Source organism: Mesorhizobium sp. M2A.F.Ca.ET.043.05.1.1 (genome assembly GCF_003952445.1).
Classification (GTDB): Bacteria; Pseudomonadota; Alphaproteobacteria; order Rhizobiales; family Rhizobiaceae; genus Mesorhizobium.
The window spans coordinates 5526267-5542200 of sequence record NZ_CP034446.1 but is presented as its reverse complement, the minus strand read 5'-3'; the positions used below and the strand labels follow the sequence as shown (position 1 = coordinate 5542200).

Here is a 15934-nt window from a genome sequence, read left to right as displayed (position 1 = left end):
CTCCATTTCTACCCACTTATGCAGCTCCCAGTTGGGGACCCTCGACGCCATCTTGGTCGGTGGGGATGTGACCCTTGAGCAACTGGTAGATGGGATCGTCTGGATGTTGTGCTCCAATCGGCTGTCGCCGGCCGAACCTATCTGCCTCAAGAATCGCTGGCGGGATTTGCTCCTCAACCCAATCGTAGACGACTGTCCGTTCCGCAATTCGCCACTCGTCCTGCCTCTTCTGAAACAGATCGCAGTAACGGCCGCAAAGCAGCGTCTGACGTATTTCTTGGTCTGTATCCGGTCCGCGTTGCAGCGCGGTGAAATAGCTCTCGACCGCGGCCTCTGCTGAACTGATGAAGTCGATCAGGCTGTTCGTGATTTGATGGATGTTACGGTGCCCCGGCAGACCGAGAGCAAATTGGATGAAGTCCTCTGCCGGTCCGCAATAGGGACCGTGCCTGTCATACGCTTCGGGCCAGTATGCGCTACGCAGCGCCGCCTCATCGGCGCGGTCTATCCCGCGGCAGTACCGATACAGGCAGTTGCGGATCGCCTCTCGGTCACGCAGTTCGGTAATTTTCGCGTGGTCGACAGGGTCTGTCGCGAATTGTATGATTGTTTTATCCTTCCCGATGCCAGTCTGCACTTTGCGTGTGTCTCTCTCTACAACTGAGTTAGCGGGGGGCTCGTCAACTTCCAGAGCTTGTTCGGGGCAGGCTCGTACCCCTTTTGAGGCAAGCAGTTGCTCCCCATCGGCAACATCAATATCACCGGGCAAGATGTAGCCGGCGTCATCAAGCTTGAAGACTCTCGGCGCCCGCGCCCAGCAGCGCGCATGACCCTGGCATCTGGCTTTATGTACGACGACACGCATAGCGAACTCCAATGTCGTTGGCTGAAACTTCAGGACCAGTCCAGGATCAGATTCTCGATCCCGAACACATGGCCGCCGAAGGTGATAGGTTCAGTCCCTGTCTTGATCCGAAAGGCTGGGATGCGCGCCAGCCACTCCTCCAGGCCAATGACAATCTCCCGCCGGGCAAGGTGTGAGCCAAGACAACGATGGGGACCATAGCCAAAGGCAGCGTGCCGGTTGTCCTCGCGCGCCAGATCGATCTCATTCGGGCATTCGAATTCCGCCGGGTCACGATTGGCAATCATCGTGGCACAGGAAACATAGTCTCCCTTGCGGATCGGCGCGCCTTTGAAGTCGACATCCTTCGTTGCCACTCGGATCATCTGAATGGTCGAATAGGCGCGCAGCAATTCTTCCGCAGCGACGGCAATCCGGTCCGGTTCGCTTCGTAGCAATTCCTGATCTTTGGGGTTGCGCGCGAGATGGGCCAAGTCGAAGCATATGGCTGCTGAGACCGTGTCGAGTCCCGCGACGAACACAAGCACGCCGATGCCACGGACTTCTTCGTCACTGAGCAGACGACCCTCGACCTTTGCCTTCACGATGAAGGTCATGAAATCATCGACCGGCTCCTTGCGGCGCTCGGTGGCAAGTTCGTCGATGAAGGCCACGATCGTCCGGGCTGCGGGTGGTCGTTGCTCCTTATCGCCGTGGAGCAGATCTCTAGCCCAGCCGACAAATGTTTCTAGTCCGTTGTCCGAAAGCCCAATAAAGCGAAGGAAGATATTGACCGCGAACGGAACTGCAAAATCCTTCATGATGTCGCAGCTCGTGCCTGATGCGGCGATCCTGTCGATCAGCTTGATCGCTCGTTCCCGGACAGCCGGCTCCAATGCCATTACCCGCTTTGGCGAAAGCAGCGGATTGAGCAGTGAGCGAAAAACACCGTGGAATGGCGGATCGAGCTCAAGCGGGATCATCGGCCAGCTCTCGCCGAGCACAGAGGCGAAGATGCTGCGATGGCTGGAAAACGTTTCGGTGTCCTGCAGCACCCGGCGCTGGTCGCTCGCGCGAGTGATGACCCAGGTACCCCGACCGTCGCGCGTGTTGCTGGTTGAATAAAAGATCGGAGGCCCGGCATGAACGCAAGCAACCGCTGCATGCGGATCCCCGTTAGCGGTCGGCAACATGCCGGGCGACGTAAACAGGCTGAAGTCCCTCACCATTTCGGGCGGGACATGATCTGGAACCGGCCGCGATTTAACCGCGCCAGAATCGAGAGACCGTTCATGAGATGCTGTCGGCATTTGCATGCAATCGTTGGTGCAAGCTCCGTGCCGAATTCGTCTTTCGATAATCCTTGCCGTTTGCTGGGCAACAGGTGGCGCCTGCGCTGACTTGCTGGTCGGGATTGCAACATTCTTGTCCAGCGTCGGACACAGAATGTAGAAAGCTAGACACCGACTTGGAGCAACTCAACTGGTGGGATCGCTAGCTGTGGAGCCTCAACAGGTTGTCCTCGGTTAGAGCGAGGCGACTGATAGGTGTTTTGGACTTTAGGCTCCCGTGGGGACGGTGCCAATTGTATCTGTGCAGCCAGACCGGCAACTCTGCGGCGCGGTGATCTGAAGTCGGATAAGCGATGGCATAAGCCCATTCGCGCAGTGCTGTCTGGATGAAGCGCTCGGCCTTGCCATTGGTCTTGGGTGTATAGGGTCTTGTCCTGACGTGCTTGAGGCCGAGATCGCGGCAGGCCTTGGCGAAGGCCTTTGATCTGTAGCAGGAGCCGTTGTCGGTCATGACGCGGGCTATCGTGACGCCGAGGCTGGCGTAGTAGGCCACCGCCGCCTTGAGGAAGGCGATGGCGCTTTCTTTTTTCTCGTCGGGCAGGATCTGCGAGAAGGCGATGCGGGAGGCGTCGTCGATGCAGACATGGACGAACTCCCAACTGCTGCCGCGCGAGCTGGCATTGCCGGTGCGCTTGCCGGTAATGCGATGACCGATGCGCTCGAAACGACCGAGCTTCTTGATATCGATATGGATCATCTCGCCAGGATGCTCGCGCTCGTAGCGTCGGATCGGCTCGGCCGGTTCGATATCCCGCAACCGCGACAGTCCGGCACGCTTGAGAACCCGGCTAACGGTGGCGGGCGAGACGCCGACCTCATGGGCGATGTGCTTGCCGGTCCAACGTTGCCGCCGCAGCGCCATGATGCGCTCGGCGATCAACGCAGCGGTGGCCTGCGGCATATGGGCGGGCCGCGAGGAACGGTCGATCATGCCGGCCCGCCCTTCGGACTTGTAGCGCTCGACCCAGCGCGCCACGATCTTGGCCGACACGCCGTAGACACGCGCCGCATGGGCTTTGGAGAAAGCGCCTTCTATCACCGACAGCGCCATCTCCTCTCGACGCAGCGGTGTGAGACGGGCATTCTTATGGATGTTCATTCGGATCCTCCGATGGATGCTGAAGCGTGGTAACTCCAGTCTCCTCGGTCCGGTCCGAATGGACAACCTCCCGAAAGCTCACAGCTAGCCGATCATGTGCCCGGGGAGCATCCAGTTCGAAAGCTTGCTCTAAGCGGCTTGGTGACTTGGCCGAGGTCACCCAGGTGGAAATGACCAACACTTGGGGTAAGCCTAGTGGCGCTCCCCTCGATGATGTCTGGCGGGGTGGTTAGCCGCCTCCGTGGGACAAGATCAGTCTACACGAATGGGCTATAGCCTCTCCTCGCCTGCCTCACTGGCCGTCCTTCAGAGCCGGCCACACGAGCTTTTGTCTTTCAGCAGGGCGTTTTTCTCGCCAGCTACAGAGCCACACCGACGCCATTAATGAGCGTCCAGTCGACGGGTTGGATGGCCCTGTCCATCTTGCCCAGCACCTTGGCTTAGCATTTGCCGGTGCGGCGGAAGCCTTCAAGACGCAGTTCTTGACCTTCTCCAGATCAGCCTCGGATGGATATCGGCAAGGGTTCAGCTCGTCCTTTTGAACTTGCGCATCTTCGTGTTGGCCAACCCCAGGCCGCCCGACATATTTGCGGTCTATCCGGCACCTCAACTTCGAACAACCTTGCGGCAAGCTCTTGGGATAGCCCACGCTCGTGCCTCCACCACCCGCTCAGCAGAGCCAGATTTGTCGTTGATGGCACGGAACTTGCGGAGTCATTCGCAGATGCGTCACGGACCGAGAGTGTCGTCCCATGAATTCGATCACCAAAAAGGCCGCCCGACGTTGCTGGGACCGCCTGCAATTACCTTATCCCAGAATTGGGAGCAACGGCTTCAAAAGGGATAACTCATCACCTCAATTTTGTCGATCGCGCGGCCATCGAACCGCAGCCATCGATCAGACTTCCGCCTCGTTGCACTCATTGCGACCGCCTTGGTGCTTGCGACAACCGCTCAATTCTGGCTGCCAGGATAACCACATATGGCGACGGAACTTCCTGCTTCAAAGCAATATAGAGATCGTCGATCATCCCCCATCAAGGCCTCGATCGAGGACACCGCGTTCGGCTTGCTTGGTTCGCAGTGAACAGACCGCACTTCGACGAATGCGATCGATGCGACCGCGCCGAGAACTCTCCCGCATTGTCGACGGTTGGGTCCGTCGGCCCTCCGATGAGGCCTCGGATGCGTCGGGCGCCGAGGCCTCGACTGATGCCGACTGGCCGCCGCCGGAAGGTCTCGCGGCTTTGATCCCCGGCGATGTAGCCACCCCTGCTGCAACAGCTCCTAGCCGGAGAACTCATTCATGACCGAATCGGCGACAGATTTAGTGGACGCGGCTTTGTTCGACCGAGATCGGCTTGACCCAGAAAGTCCCTATCAACGTTCTGGCCCTGCATGGGGTGCCATCATTTCGCTTTCCTTCGGCACCTTCGGGCTTGTGACGGCAGAGTTTCTGCCCGCCAGCGTTCTGACACCGCTCGCGCATGATCTCCGTATCACCACGGGCACGGCTGGACAGGCGCTAACAGCGACCGCAATCGTCGCGGCGATCTCGGCACCGATAATCGCCATCGTGACAAAGCGTCTGGACCGCAGGGTCGTCATCTGGGCGATGACGCTCCTGCTGATCCTGTCGAACGTTCTGGCAGAGGTTGCGGGGTCGCTGCCGGTTTTGCTGGCGGCACGCGTCGTCCTTGGCATATCGCTTGGTGGTTTTTGGTCTATTTCGGCAGCGTTGGCGATGCGGCTGGTTCCAAGTCACCTCATGCCGCGCGCCATGTCGATCATCCTCACCGGCGTTTCTGTCGCCTCCGTCTGCGCGGCTCCAATCGGCGCTTATGTCGGTGACATTTGGGGATGGCGAGCCTCGTTCAAGGTCGCCGCAATCGTGAGTGCCGTTGCGCTGCTCGTGCAACTCGTAACCATTCCGCCACTGCCTCCGATCGAAGTGCGCAGATTCCGCAGTCCGCTGGATGTCGCGAAGAATCCGGCGATGAAGGTTGCGGTGCTAGTCGTGCTATTGGTCGCTTCCGGCCATTTTGCCAGCTTCGCCTACATCCGCGCCTTTCTCGAGAGCGTTCCTGCGCTCGAAAAGAAGTCAATCCCGCTCGTGTTCCTTGCTTTTGGCACGGCCGGCGTCTTCGGCAATTTAGCCGGCGCATTCCTCACCAAACACAGTCTCAAGGCGGTCGCGGCCCTGCCGCCCCTGCTCATTGCCGTAGCCGCTGTCTCGCTCCTGACTATGGGAGCATCGGCCTTGACCTCGGCAATTGCAGTTGCCGTATGGGGCTTTGCTTTTGGCGCGGTCCCGGTCGGATTGCAGACATGGATGGTGCTACGCGCCGCTCCGAAACAGGCCGAGAGCGCTGGTGTACTGATGGTCATAACCTTCCAAGTGGCCATCGCAGCCGGCACAACTTTCGGTGGCCTATTGGTGGATCACACGGGTATTGCCAGTGTCTTTGTCTACAGCGCGGTTGCCACGTTCCTCGCTGTCTTGACAGTATTTTTGCTCGGCCCGAACCGCAAAACCTGACCGCCTGGTGGGGAGTGACGGTCGGCGGCGTTCACGCTATTGCCACCTCTGAGCTCGGCCCAAAGGCCGCGGCTTCGTCGTAACCATGCGGTCGATGGGGCAGCGCCAAATTGCTTCCTGCTCATCGCGTTGCGATAATACAGCGCGCTTATTGCGTCATCGTGTCCCCGGTCTCGGCTTCAATGCCCGGCTACTGGCTGCGGAGGCAGATGGGCGCCGGCGTCCCACCGACGACGATCGGTCTTTTCTCATGTAGCTGTCGGGGAAACGAGGCAGGTTTTCCGCCAGAACCCGCCAGTCGTCGCGCTCGCGTTCGCCTTCCTTGCGCGCACCGAACAACTGGATGATGATCTTGCCGTCGGACCCATATGCTTCGAGCGAGGTGACGTGACTGTCATTGGTCGGCTTGCGCACGGCCCAAACCTCACGGATTTGGTGGGTCCTGAGATGCAGCCGGAACGTTTCGTCCAGCACATGGATGCACGGCCCGATCTGCTTGACCGACTTGATTAAGCCGGAATGGGTCTGGATAGAACCTCGGTTGCCGACGAAGCACATGATCGGCAATTCGTCTTCGGCCGCACGCTGGAGCACGGCGCCAACTGCGGCATTGTCGAGCAGCCAAGCGTAATCCTGGCCGACCATGCGCAAAGCCTGGCAGCGGCTGAGCTTGAGCGTCTTTAGAAGGTTGACGTCAGTCAGCCGGCTCCAGTGCTCGCGTAGGTCGTCCACCGTGCCGGCCCAGTCCGCAGTCCTCGCGCCCAGGTCGGCTACTCTCGCCTTAAGCGACATGGTCGGCTCCTGGTTGGCGGATACGAGCTCGGCCACCAGCTTTCGATAGGCATGAAGGTTGGAGACCGGCCTGAGATGCACCTTATGCACTGCTGCGCCGGTGGCGTCGAAGAATTGCAAACTGCGCTGGATTCCGCCGCGATGGCGCCTTTCAACAGCGAAACCATACCTCCAAGCTTGCGGGAAGACGCGAAGGTCGAATTCGTCACCAAGGACCATGGCGTGATTGTTGCCGGTTATCACTCTGTTGAAGACGCCAATCTTTTCGTGCACGGCACCTTGATTGCGGGTCAGCGCCGTCACTTCGCCCACGAATTCGAGGCCCGTCAGAACGTGATTGACGCGCGGGTCGATGCGTGCCGCGCCGAAACCGCAATGGGCCGCGACCAGTTCCGCTTCCGAAATGGCCAATTGGGCTGCGAAATCACGCGCGGGAATGTTCGGACAGACTTCCCACGCACGCCGGATTTCGTTGGGCGACCGCTTCTTGCGCTGATCCATGTTTTTACCCCTGCCCCGTTCTTCTTTTGACGATCGATCGAAAAACGGGCCTCAGGGGTGTGCACGGCGGACGCGATCGATCGTCAGGCACATGCCAGTCGAATCCTGTCTCCGGGCGGTCAGCGGCCAATCGCCGGTAGAGAGCGATTGTTGGGTGGTCGGCGCCAATCGGCCGATCGAGCATTCGGGTACCACCGGCGGTGCTGCTTTCCCACTCAAGGCGGGTCTGATGGATCATATTGCTCTCCTTCGTTCTTCGATTGCGAGGGCAACCCAAAGGTGAATCGGCCGGCAATTTTGCCGCCGCAACGAAGGCTTCACAAAAATCGTGCCAGTTGCTCCGCGGCAAGCTCTGAACATCTTTGGCTCTGTTCATTGCTTTACGCGTGAGTGCATCGCGAACTCAGGCGCCCTTCCTGTGACGCGGACGCGACAAATCCGACAGTAAGTGTCGGTTGTCGGACGTCTCCCCAGCAATCGAGCATAAGAGACGTCGGGATGTCCTACGGTTTTTGACACGTCTTCCCTTTGGCACGGTCCATGCGAGATGATCCGCGAAAACGTCGGACCGAGGAGAAATCGAGCCATGATTACGCTCACCGACAACGCTGTTGCCGCCATCAAGGCCGCTCTTTACCGCGCCAGCGAGCCGGCGGAAGGATTTCGCATCATGGTCCATGCCGGCGGCTGCGCCGGCTTCCAATACTCAATGGGCCTGGAGAGCGTCTCACGTGAGGGCGATGCGATCATCGAGCGAGATGGGCTCAAGGTGTTCATGGATAGAGGCTCCCAACCCCATGCAGCCGGCATGACCGTGGACTTCGTCACTGGGCTCGAAACATCCGGCTTTGTTTTCGATAACCCCAATGCGCGTGAGACGTGCGGCTGCGGCAAGTCCTGCAAATGATTGCGAGGGAACAGGCTATGTTCGACTATAGCGACGCCAAGGAATACTGCGTCGAACCGGCACCGCCGGCGCTCTGGAACCGGCCGACACGCACTGTCGGCCCGGAACAATTGCGTTCGGTGATGCGCCAAATCGCGATCATCGATCGTTGCCGTGGGCAAGCAAACAAAATTGCCCGAAACAGCTGAATTCCCGGCAGATGCCGCCACCAAAGGGCAATGTCGACAGCGACCGGTCAGCCAAGCCATCGCTCGCCCGGCCGCCCACCTTACCAGATACGATATGCGCCAGAGGTTCAATGGCCCGCCTACCCTTGAATCATTTCAGCAGTTGAAGGATCACTCCCATGAACCCTGTCTATCTCGACAACAACGCAACGACGCGGGTTGATCCTGCAGTCGTTGGAGCGATGTTGCCTTTCTTTACGGAGCAATTTGGCAATCATTCGTCCATGCACGCCTATGGCGCATCGGTTGCTGAAGCCGTGAGAAAGGCGAGGCAACAGTTGCAAGCCCTCATCGGCGCGGGATTCGAGGACGAGATCATCTTCACCTCGGGCGGGACTGAAAGCGACAGTACAGCCATCCTTTCGGCGCTGGAGGTGATGCCCGACCGAACGGAAATAGTGACTTCCGCGGTTGAACATCCGGCCGTTCTGAAGTTGTGCGCGCACCTTGAAAAGACGCGCGGCGTCAAGGTGCACATTATCCCAGTCGATCACCACGGCCGGCTCGACCTGGACGCCTACAGAACCGCTCTCACTCCACAAGTGGCAATCGTCTCGATAATGTGGGCGAACAATGAGACCGGTACGATCTTTCCCGTGGTTAAGCTTGCCGATCTAGCCAGGGAAGTCGGCGCGCTTTTCCACACTGATGCAGTGCAGGCGGTCGGAAGGCTTCCGATTGAGCTGAAATCGACCGCGATCGACATGCTGTCGCTCTCCGCCCACAAGCTGCATGGTCCAAAGGGGATAGGCGCGCTTTATGTAAGACGTGGCGTGCGCTTCTCCTCCATGATCAAGGGTGGGCACCAAGAGCGCGACCGGCGTGCAGGCACTGAAAACACACCCGGCATAGTCGGACTGGGCATGGCGGCCGAACTCGCCTTGAAATTCATGGACGAGACAAAACGAATAAAATGGTTGCGCGACCGCCTTGAGAACGGGATCATCCAGCGCATCCCAAACACATCCATCAACGGCGATCCGCAAGAGCGATTGCCAAACACTGCAAACATTGGATTCGAAGGTATCGAAGGCGATGCAATTCCAATTGTCCTGAGCCGGCTGGGAATCGCCTGTTCCGCCGGGTCCGCCTGTGCCTCTGGCTCACTGGAACCGAGCCATGTTCTGATCGCTATGAACGCGGCATGTGGGGCAGTCCGCTTCTCCTTGTCGCGTGACAACGGCGAAGATGACGTAGACCGCGTGCTTGAGGTCCTGCCTGCGATCACCGAGAAGCTACGGGCCGTTCCCAGTGCTGGACTGTGCGGGCGAGGTGCAGAACAGCTTCATTCCGGCCCGGGTCCGAGCGGCACAATAGCCGACGAGCCGTGAGGTCTTCCTCAACGTGACGACCCTGCGCAATGGAGAGCAGTCAAACTCGGGGTCGCCTTCACCACTTCAGAAAAGCTTGAGATCGCCAAGTCTCTTGCCCAGCCGCCGTGCCAGAGGTCGGCACGCCGTCAGCAATGTCACCAATGCATCGACACCACAATTACGCGCCGGGAGAATACAATGAACTGCTCCGCTGATAGCCGCCCGATCGATCGCACCGATATCCTAGCGCGACTGAAGGGCCTGTCGGCCGCGGAGGACTTCTTCGCCTGCCTTGGCGTCTCCTACGACCCGAAAGTGATGAATGTCTCGCGGCTCCATATCATGAAGCGCGTGGGCCAATACCTTGCCGAAGAAGATTTCTCCGGTCTGCCTAACCAGGTAATCGCCGCGCGGGTGCGCGCCAAGCTGGAACGCGCCTACGAAGATTTCGCGACTTCCTCGCCGCTCACGCAACGTGTGTTCAAGGTGCTAAGGGACCACGATCCAAACATATGTCCCGCACCTGGCCGCGCCTTCGTCCCGCTCGACTCTGCACTGAAGCGGTTCGGAAAGTAATGAGCCCGACACGGCTGCGACGCGACAATGTCGAGAAGTCGACAAATCCAGTCCTCATGACGCCTCCTCGGAAGCAAACGAAGCCACCTTCTGGAATAGAGGCAGGAAGACGACTTGGCATGAACGATGCAGGCAATGAGGCGAACCGCCAAGCACGAATCCGGACTGGGAGCTTAGAGAAACCGCCAATGCATATCGTAATCTGCATCAAGCAGGTGCCGGATTCGGCACAGATCCGCGTGCACCCGGTGACGAACACGATCATGCGTCAGGGTGTTCCGACCATCATCAATCCTTACGACCTGTTCGCCCTCGAAGAAGCGCTCAAACTGCGCGACGTTCATGGTGGCGAGGTTACTGTGCTCACAATGGGTCCGCCCATGGCGGAGGACTCGCTGCGAAAGGCGCTCGGTTACGGTGCTGACCGAGCAGTTCTCTTGACGGACCGCTATTTTGCCGGATCCGATACGCTGGCGACTTCCTTTGCTCTTTCGCAAGCAATCGCAAAAATTGGGGAGACTTTCGGCAGGCCGGACATCGTCTTCACCGGCAAGCAGACGATTGACGGCGATACCGCCCAGGTCGGACCGGGCATAGCCAAGCGCCTAGATTTATCGCAACTTACCTATGTCGCGAAGATTGCCTCCATCGATCTCGATACGCGAGAGATCGAAGTCGCGCGTCGCGCCGAAGGCGGCACCCAGTTGCTGAAGAGCAGACTCCCTTGCCTCATTACCATGCTGGAAGACACCAACGAAATCCGCCGGGGCTCGCTCCAGCAGGCTCTGTGCGCGGCGCGCAGGCAAGTCGTGAAGTGGACTGCAGCCGACGCCGGCATTGACGATCTCACCCGGTGCGGTCTGCGTGGCTCGCCTACAGTCGTCAAGCGTGTTTTCGCCCCCACCGCACGGGCAGAAAGGGCGGCGCAGATCGACACCGCGGAAAGGGGCTTGCAGGACATAGCCGATGAACTCATCGCCGATATCTTAACCCGCCGGCCGGCGCTGGAACATGAGCTGGCCTTCAACAGCGGCACGTGACGGCCAGGAGCAGAAAATGTCGACCGCAAGCCAAACCACCCCTCGCATTGCCCCCGGCCGTGCCGGTGTAAAGAAAGAACTTCCCGACCATTTCAAAGACTACCGGCACGTGTGGGTCTTCCTCGAGCTCGAACGCGGCAATGTGCATCCTGTATCATTCGAACTGCTGGGCGAAGGCCGCAAATTGGCCGACAAGCTTGAAGTCCAGCTCGCGGGCGTCGTGCTGGGACCGCCGGGCGAGATGGTCGAGGACGCTGTTGCCGAGGCCTTCGCTTACGGGGCGGATCTTGTCTACATCGTCGATGCGCCGCCGCTCGCCGACTACCGGAACGAGCCGTTCGCCAAGGCGCTCACGGATCTGGTCAATACCCATAAACCCGAAATCCTCCTTCTCGGCGCGACCACACTGGGCAGGGATCTTGCAGGCTCGGTAGCGACGACCCTGCAGACGGGGCTCACGGCCGACTGCACCGAACTTGATGTAGATTCCGACGGTTCACTCGCCGCGACCCGTCCGACTTTTGGTGGCTCATTGTTGTGTACGATCTATACACTAAATTACCGGCCGCAAATGGCGACGGTGCGACCAAGGGTCATGCCTATGCCGCAACGGGTGGATAAGCCGGTCGGGCGTGTCATGCGGCACAAGCTGTCGCTCGTTGAGGACGATATCGTCACCAAAGTCCTCGGCTTCCTACCGGATAACCAGTCGGCAATGGCAAATCTTGCCTATGCGGATGTCGTGGTTGCGGGAGGCCTCGGTCTCGGAGCGGCGGAGAACCTTCAGCTTGTGAAGAATCTTGCCCGAGCGATCGGCGCCGAGCATGGCTGTTCGCGCCCCTTGGTCCAGAAGGGCTGGATGCCGGCTGATCGACAGATTGGACAAACTGGCAAGACCATTCGACCGAAGCTTTACATCGCGGCCGGAATTTCCGGCGCCATCCAGCACCGAGTTGGGGTCGAGGGGGCCGATCTCATCGTCGCGATCAACACCGATCCGAACGCGCCGATTTTCGAGTTCGCCCACCTCGGGATCGTCACGGATGCAATCCGCTTCCTGCCCGCACTGACGGAAGCCTTCACCCGGCGGCTGTCGCCGCACAGTCGAGACAAGCTTGCGAGTTGAGGGAGAGGACATGATTGAACAATTCGATGCCATAGTGGTCGGAGCCGGCATGTCTGGAAACGCAGCTGCTTACACTTTGGCAAGCCAGGGGCTGAAGGTACTGCAGTTGGAGCGCGGGGAATATCCGGGCTCTAAGAACGTCCAGGGTGCCATAATGTACGCGAACATGCTGGAGAAGATCATCCCGGACTTCCGGGATGATGCGCCCCTCGAGCGGCACCTGGTCGAACAGCGACTTTGGGTGTTGGACGACACGTCTCACACCGGAATTCATTACCGGTCGGACGACTTCAATGAGGCGAAACCCAACCGCTACACGATCATTCGCGCCCAGTTCGACAAATGGTTTTCCCGCAAGGTGCGCGAGGCTGGCGCGACGGTCCTGTGTGAGACGACCGCGACGGAACTCGTCCGTGATGGCAATGGCAAGGTGATCGGCGTCCGCACAGACCGGGCTGGCGGAGTGGTCTTCGCGAATGTGGTCGTTCTCGCAGAAGGGGTGTCGGGATTGCTTGGCACTCGCGCAGGCCTGCGCGAGATGCCGAAGCCGGAGACCGTGGCGCTTGCCGTCAAGGAAATGCATTTCTTGCCCGAAGAGGTCATTGGCCAGCGGTTCGGGGTCAAGGGCGATGAAGGCTGCGTAATCGAGGCCGTGGGCACGATCTCTCGCAGCATGGCCGGGCTCGGCTTCCTTTACACCAACAAGGAGTCGATATCACTCGGCATCGGCTGCCTGGTCTCGGATTTCGCCGCGACGATGGAGAGCCCGTCCGCCCTCCTGGATGCGATGAAAAACCATCCTTCGATCCGGCCGCTGATCGCTGGCTCGGAGGTGAAAGAATATGCCGCCCATCTTATCCCGAAGGTGGTTACAAGGCCATTCCGCAGCTCTTCGGCGACGGTTGGGTCATCGTCGGCGACGCAGCGCAACTGAACAATGCCATTCACCGTGAGGGTTCGAACCTTGCCATGACCTCGGGTCGTGTCGCGGCTGAGGCGATCATCAAAGTCAAAAGCCGCAACGGTCCTATGACCAAAGCGAACCTTGCGCTCTACAAGACGATGCTGGATGACTCCTTTGTGATCAAGGATCTTAAGAAATACAAGGACATGCCAGCCTTGCTCCACACCAATTCCAGCAACTTTTTTGACAGCTATCCGCGGCTGATGTCGCATGCCGCTCAGAACTTCATGCGTGTCGACGGCACGCCGAAGATCGAGAAGGAAAAGAACACCACGGCCGCCTTCATCAACGCGCGCTCGCGCTGGGGGTTGGTCAGCGACGCGGTCCGCCTGGCATTGGCATGGCGCTGAAGAGGGTACAAGATGACGATCGCAGTGACGAAGGTTCGTGTCGAGGACAAACTTTACCAGAACCGCTATCTGGTCGATTCCGGCCGCCCCCATATTATAGTGCGACCGCACGACAAGCCAAGCGCGAACTTGCTTGCGTTGACCTACGTCTGTCCGGCGAAATGCTATGAGTTGAATGACAAGGGTCAAGTCGAGATCACCGCCGACGGCTGCATGGAATGCGGCACCTGCCGGATATTGTGCGAGAAAGGCGGCGACATCGAGTGGAACTATCCGCGCGGCGGCTTTGGTGTCCTGTTCAAGTTCGGATGATCAGCCGGGACCGTGCCAAGAGCATGCCGGCAGCGAGCAACTGCGGCACACCATGAGCCTCTCCATCCACTTGCAAAGAGCTAGTGAATATTGGCCTTTCGCAATTCAAATTTCCTTGACTCGTTAGCGGTGTCCTCAGGCCACGGCGCTGCCCTGTGCGCCGGACTTACCACCGGTCACGTGGTCGAGCCCCTTTGGGACAACGCCCGGCCATCGTGCCGGATGGCAGCCACAACGGCCGGTGAGCAAGTGGAACGGCACAACCCATGGCAAAGACGTATGTGCTAGTGCATGGTGCCTGGCATGGCGGATGGTGTTGGCGGGACGTGGCTGCCAATCTTCGCAAGATGGGATGCCACGTGACCACGCCGACCAGGTGTCGGCGAACGCGCACGTTTGCTGTGCAAGGACATCACGCCCGACACATTCGTGACCGACATCGTCAACCACATTGTGACGGAAGAGCTGAGCGATGTGATCCTTGTCGGTCACAGTCTAGGCGGCATCAGCATCACCGGCGCCGCCGACCGGATACCCGACCATATCAGCCATCTCGTTTATCTCGACAGCGCCATCGTCGAGAGCGGTCAAAGTGTATTCAGCACCATGCCCCCCGACATCGTCGCGGCCCGTCGAAAATTGGTTGCGGAGGAAGGACGGGGTATCTTCATGCCGACTCCGCCGCCAACAGCATTCGGCATTCCCGAGGGACACTCGCTCACGGACTGGGTGCGGCGCCGGATAACACCGCATCCGGCAGGCACCTACGAAAGCGGACTTAAGCTCGAGCACCCGCTCGGCAACGGCAGACCCCGAACCTATGTCGTCTGCACTAATCCACTCCACCCGCCGATGGCGGGAGCGCGAGAATGGGTCGCGAAGCAGGATGGCTGGGCGTGGCAGGAACTCGCCACTGGCCACGACGCAATGATCCTCGCGCCGACGGAAGTTGCTCTCCTTCTTAGCGCAGTCGGCTGAGGAACCAAGTAGGGTGAGCGGCGGCCGATTCTCAGGCCGTGGCCTTGAGCTCTGGTGCACGGATAGGCCCAACGGGTCGTTCCGGTGGCGCCACCGAAACCACTAGGCGGGAGTGGCCTGTCCTGCCGACGTCGCAAGCTTGCGAGCGTTCCGCCGCGGCCGCAGCCCGTAGCGCCGGGCAACCTCCGAGATCACCGCGTCGGCTCCAGGGTCTCGGAATGACTCCGTGCCTTGTCGTCCATCGACCAATGCCGCCGACCAACAGCGCCGTTGATCACCCTCGAAAACGCCGAGGCTGCCGCTCAGGGTCAATCGTAAGTTCAAGTTCAGACACAAGCCGATCTCCGATCCACCTCAGAATCGGCAGGCCCACAGATCGCGGGTCCTCCTGGAAGGACACAGCGCTTACCCTTGAAATATGGAGAACCATGGCTTTGCGCCGTCGGCAGTTGAGCTGATCTCGCAATGCTATTTCCCCGGCAACGTCCGAGCCGGAGAACTGCGTGCTTGGCGTTCTCCTCTGGAAGGAACCAATCTTTCGGAACGTGGCAATGTCATCGACGAGCTCTCACGGGCCAGCACGATGCCGGTTCGGCGCATCGGCGCCCCCTGAACACGAGATAGCCACTTGCGATTCTAACGATACGGCCGGACGGGGGCTGAGACCGCGGCGGACGGAGCGTGACGGCTGATCGACACAATGGAGAAGGCCGGCTGGGTTCAGGCTAATGCGGCTCGAATTCTCGGCCTCAAGCTGCGACAAGTCGGCTAGGCGATACGCCGGCATAGTATCGAGGTGAAGGAAATTCTAAGAGCCTGATGAGCCAATCGTCAGGCCAGTGGTCTTGCGCGCCCTGTGCGCGACAAGGAGTGCTTCGTGCTTCTGAACGGATTTGGACTTGCACTGTCGCAAGCAGGACAAAATTGTGTCGCGCCGGCCTGACACAATGCGATATCGACCCGAATAGTGAACTGAAGCCGCTTTTTTCAGTTGGTATGGCTCTTGCACCTTGA

The 15934-nt window shown here is 59.4% G+C and carries 14 protein-coding genes and 2 pseudogenes; 11 read left to right on the top strand and 5 right to left on the bottom strand.

Translation table 11 applies throughout. The annotated features are described in order from the left end of the window. Positions 1-16 precede the first annotated feature (16 nt). The 4 genes and pseudogenes from EJ069_RS26790 to EJ069_RS26780 form a co-directional block, all read right to left on the bottom strand. The gene (locus tag EJ069_RS26790; protein ID WP_126083656.1) at positions 17-604 is read right to left on the bottom strand and encodes a nuclear transport factor 2 family protein; all 588 of its coding nucleotides are present in this window, start codon (positions 602-604) and stop codon (positions 17-19) included. Between the two features lie 138 nt (positions 605-742). Next, positions 743-865 (bottom strand): annotated as a pseudogene (locus EJ069_RS33445) (ferredoxin); the annotation flags it as partial. Positions 866-894: 29 nt separating this feature from the next. Further along, a complete protein-coding gene (locus EJ069_RS26785; protein ID WP_164759124.1) occupies positions 895-2073 on the bottom strand; it encodes a cytochrome P450 in 1179 nt (392 codons plus the stop codon). A gap of 265 nt (positions 2074-2338) precedes the next feature. Continuing rightward, on the bottom strand, positions 2339-3295 hold the full coding sequence (locus EJ069_RS26780) for an IS481 family transposase (protein WP_126063820.1): 957 nt from the start codon (positions 3293-3295) through the stop codon (positions 2339-2341). Between the two features lie 1306 nt (positions 3296-4601). On the opposite strand from EJ069_RS26780, the gene EJ069_RS26775 reads away from it, so the two are divergent. Continuing rightward, positions 4602-5834: an MFS transporter gene (locus EJ069_RS26775; RefSeq protein WP_126063819.1), complete on the top strand. Its 1233-nt coding sequence runs from the start codon at positions 4602-4604 to the stop codon at positions 5832-5834. 156 nt (positions 5835-5990) lie between these two features. Here the strand turns inward: EJ069_RS26775 and EJ069_RS26770 are convergent, their stop codons facing one another. After that, on the bottom strand, positions 5991-7127 hold the full coding sequence (locus tag EJ069_RS26770; protein ID WP_126063818.1) for a ChuX/HutX family heme-like substrate-binding protein: 1137 nt from the start codon (positions 7125-7127) through the stop codon (positions 5991-5993). 586 nt (positions 7128-7713) lie between these two features. On the opposite strand from EJ069_RS26770, the gene EJ069_RS26765 reads away from it, so the two are divergent. The 10 genes and pseudogenes from EJ069_RS26765 (at position 7714) to EJ069_RS33035 (ending at position 15692) form a co-directional block, all read left to right on the top strand. Beyond that, positions 7714-8034: an iron-sulfur cluster assembly accessory protein gene (locus tag EJ069_RS26765; RefSeq protein WP_029356570.1), complete on the top strand. Its 321-nt coding sequence runs from the start codon at positions 7714-7716 to the stop codon at positions 8032-8034. 17 nt (positions 8035-8051) lie between these two features. Then, on the top strand, positions 8052-8222 hold the full coding sequence (locus tag EJ069_RS32890) for a hypothetical protein (RefSeq protein ID WP_165349961.1): 171 nt from the start codon (positions 8052-8054) through the stop codon (positions 8220-8222). 158 nt (positions 8223-8380) lie between these two features. Next, complete coding sequence (gene nifS / locus EJ069_RS26760; RefSeq protein WP_126063817.1) at positions 8381-9592, top strand: cysteine desulfurase NifS; 1212 nt, start codon at positions 8381-8383, stop codon at positions 9590-9592. A 180-nt stretch (positions 9593-9772) separates the two neighbouring features. Next, positions 9773-10150 (top strand): nitrogenase stabilizing/protective protein NifW, encoded by a 378-nt coding sequence (gene nifW / locus EJ069_RS26755; RefSeq protein ID WP_024505239.1) that lies wholly within the window; start codon positions 9773-9775, stop codon positions 10148-10150. A 188-nt stretch (positions 10151-10338) separates the two neighbouring features. Further along, on the top strand, positions 10339-11190 hold the full coding sequence (locus EJ069_RS26750) for an electron transfer flavoprotein subunit beta/FixA family protein (protein WP_126063816.1): 852 nt from the start codon (positions 10339-10341) through the stop codon (positions 11188-11190). A gap of 16 nt (positions 11191-11206) precedes the next feature. After that, on the top strand, positions 11207-12316 hold the full coding sequence (locus tag EJ069_RS26745; RefSeq protein WP_126063815.1) for an electron transfer flavoprotein subunit alpha/FixB family protein: 1110 nt from the start codon (positions 11207-11209) through the stop codon (positions 12314-12316). Positions 12317-12326: 10 nt separating this feature from the next. Then, positions 12327-13630, top strand: a pseudogene (locus EJ069_RS26740) (FAD-binding protein). A gap of 12 nt (positions 13631-13642) precedes the next feature. Next, positions 13643-13942, top strand: coding sequence for a ferredoxin family protein (locus EJ069_RS26735; RefSeq protein ID WP_024505235.1), 300 nt, complete (start codon positions 13643-13645; stop codon positions 13940-13942). A gap of 396 nt (positions 13943-14338) precedes the next feature. Then, positions 14339-14920: an alpha/beta fold hydrolase gene (locus EJ069_RS26730; RefSeq protein WP_287152319.1), complete on the top strand. Its 582-nt coding sequence runs from the start codon at positions 14339-14341 to the stop codon at positions 14918-14920. 700 nt (positions 14921-15620) lie between these two features. Next, complete coding sequence (locus EJ069_RS33035; protein WP_245467364.1) at positions 15621-15692, top strand: helix-turn-helix domain-containing protein; 72 nt, start codon at positions 15621-15623, stop codon at positions 15690-15692. The last annotated feature ends 242 nt before the right edge of the window (positions 15693-15934 follow it).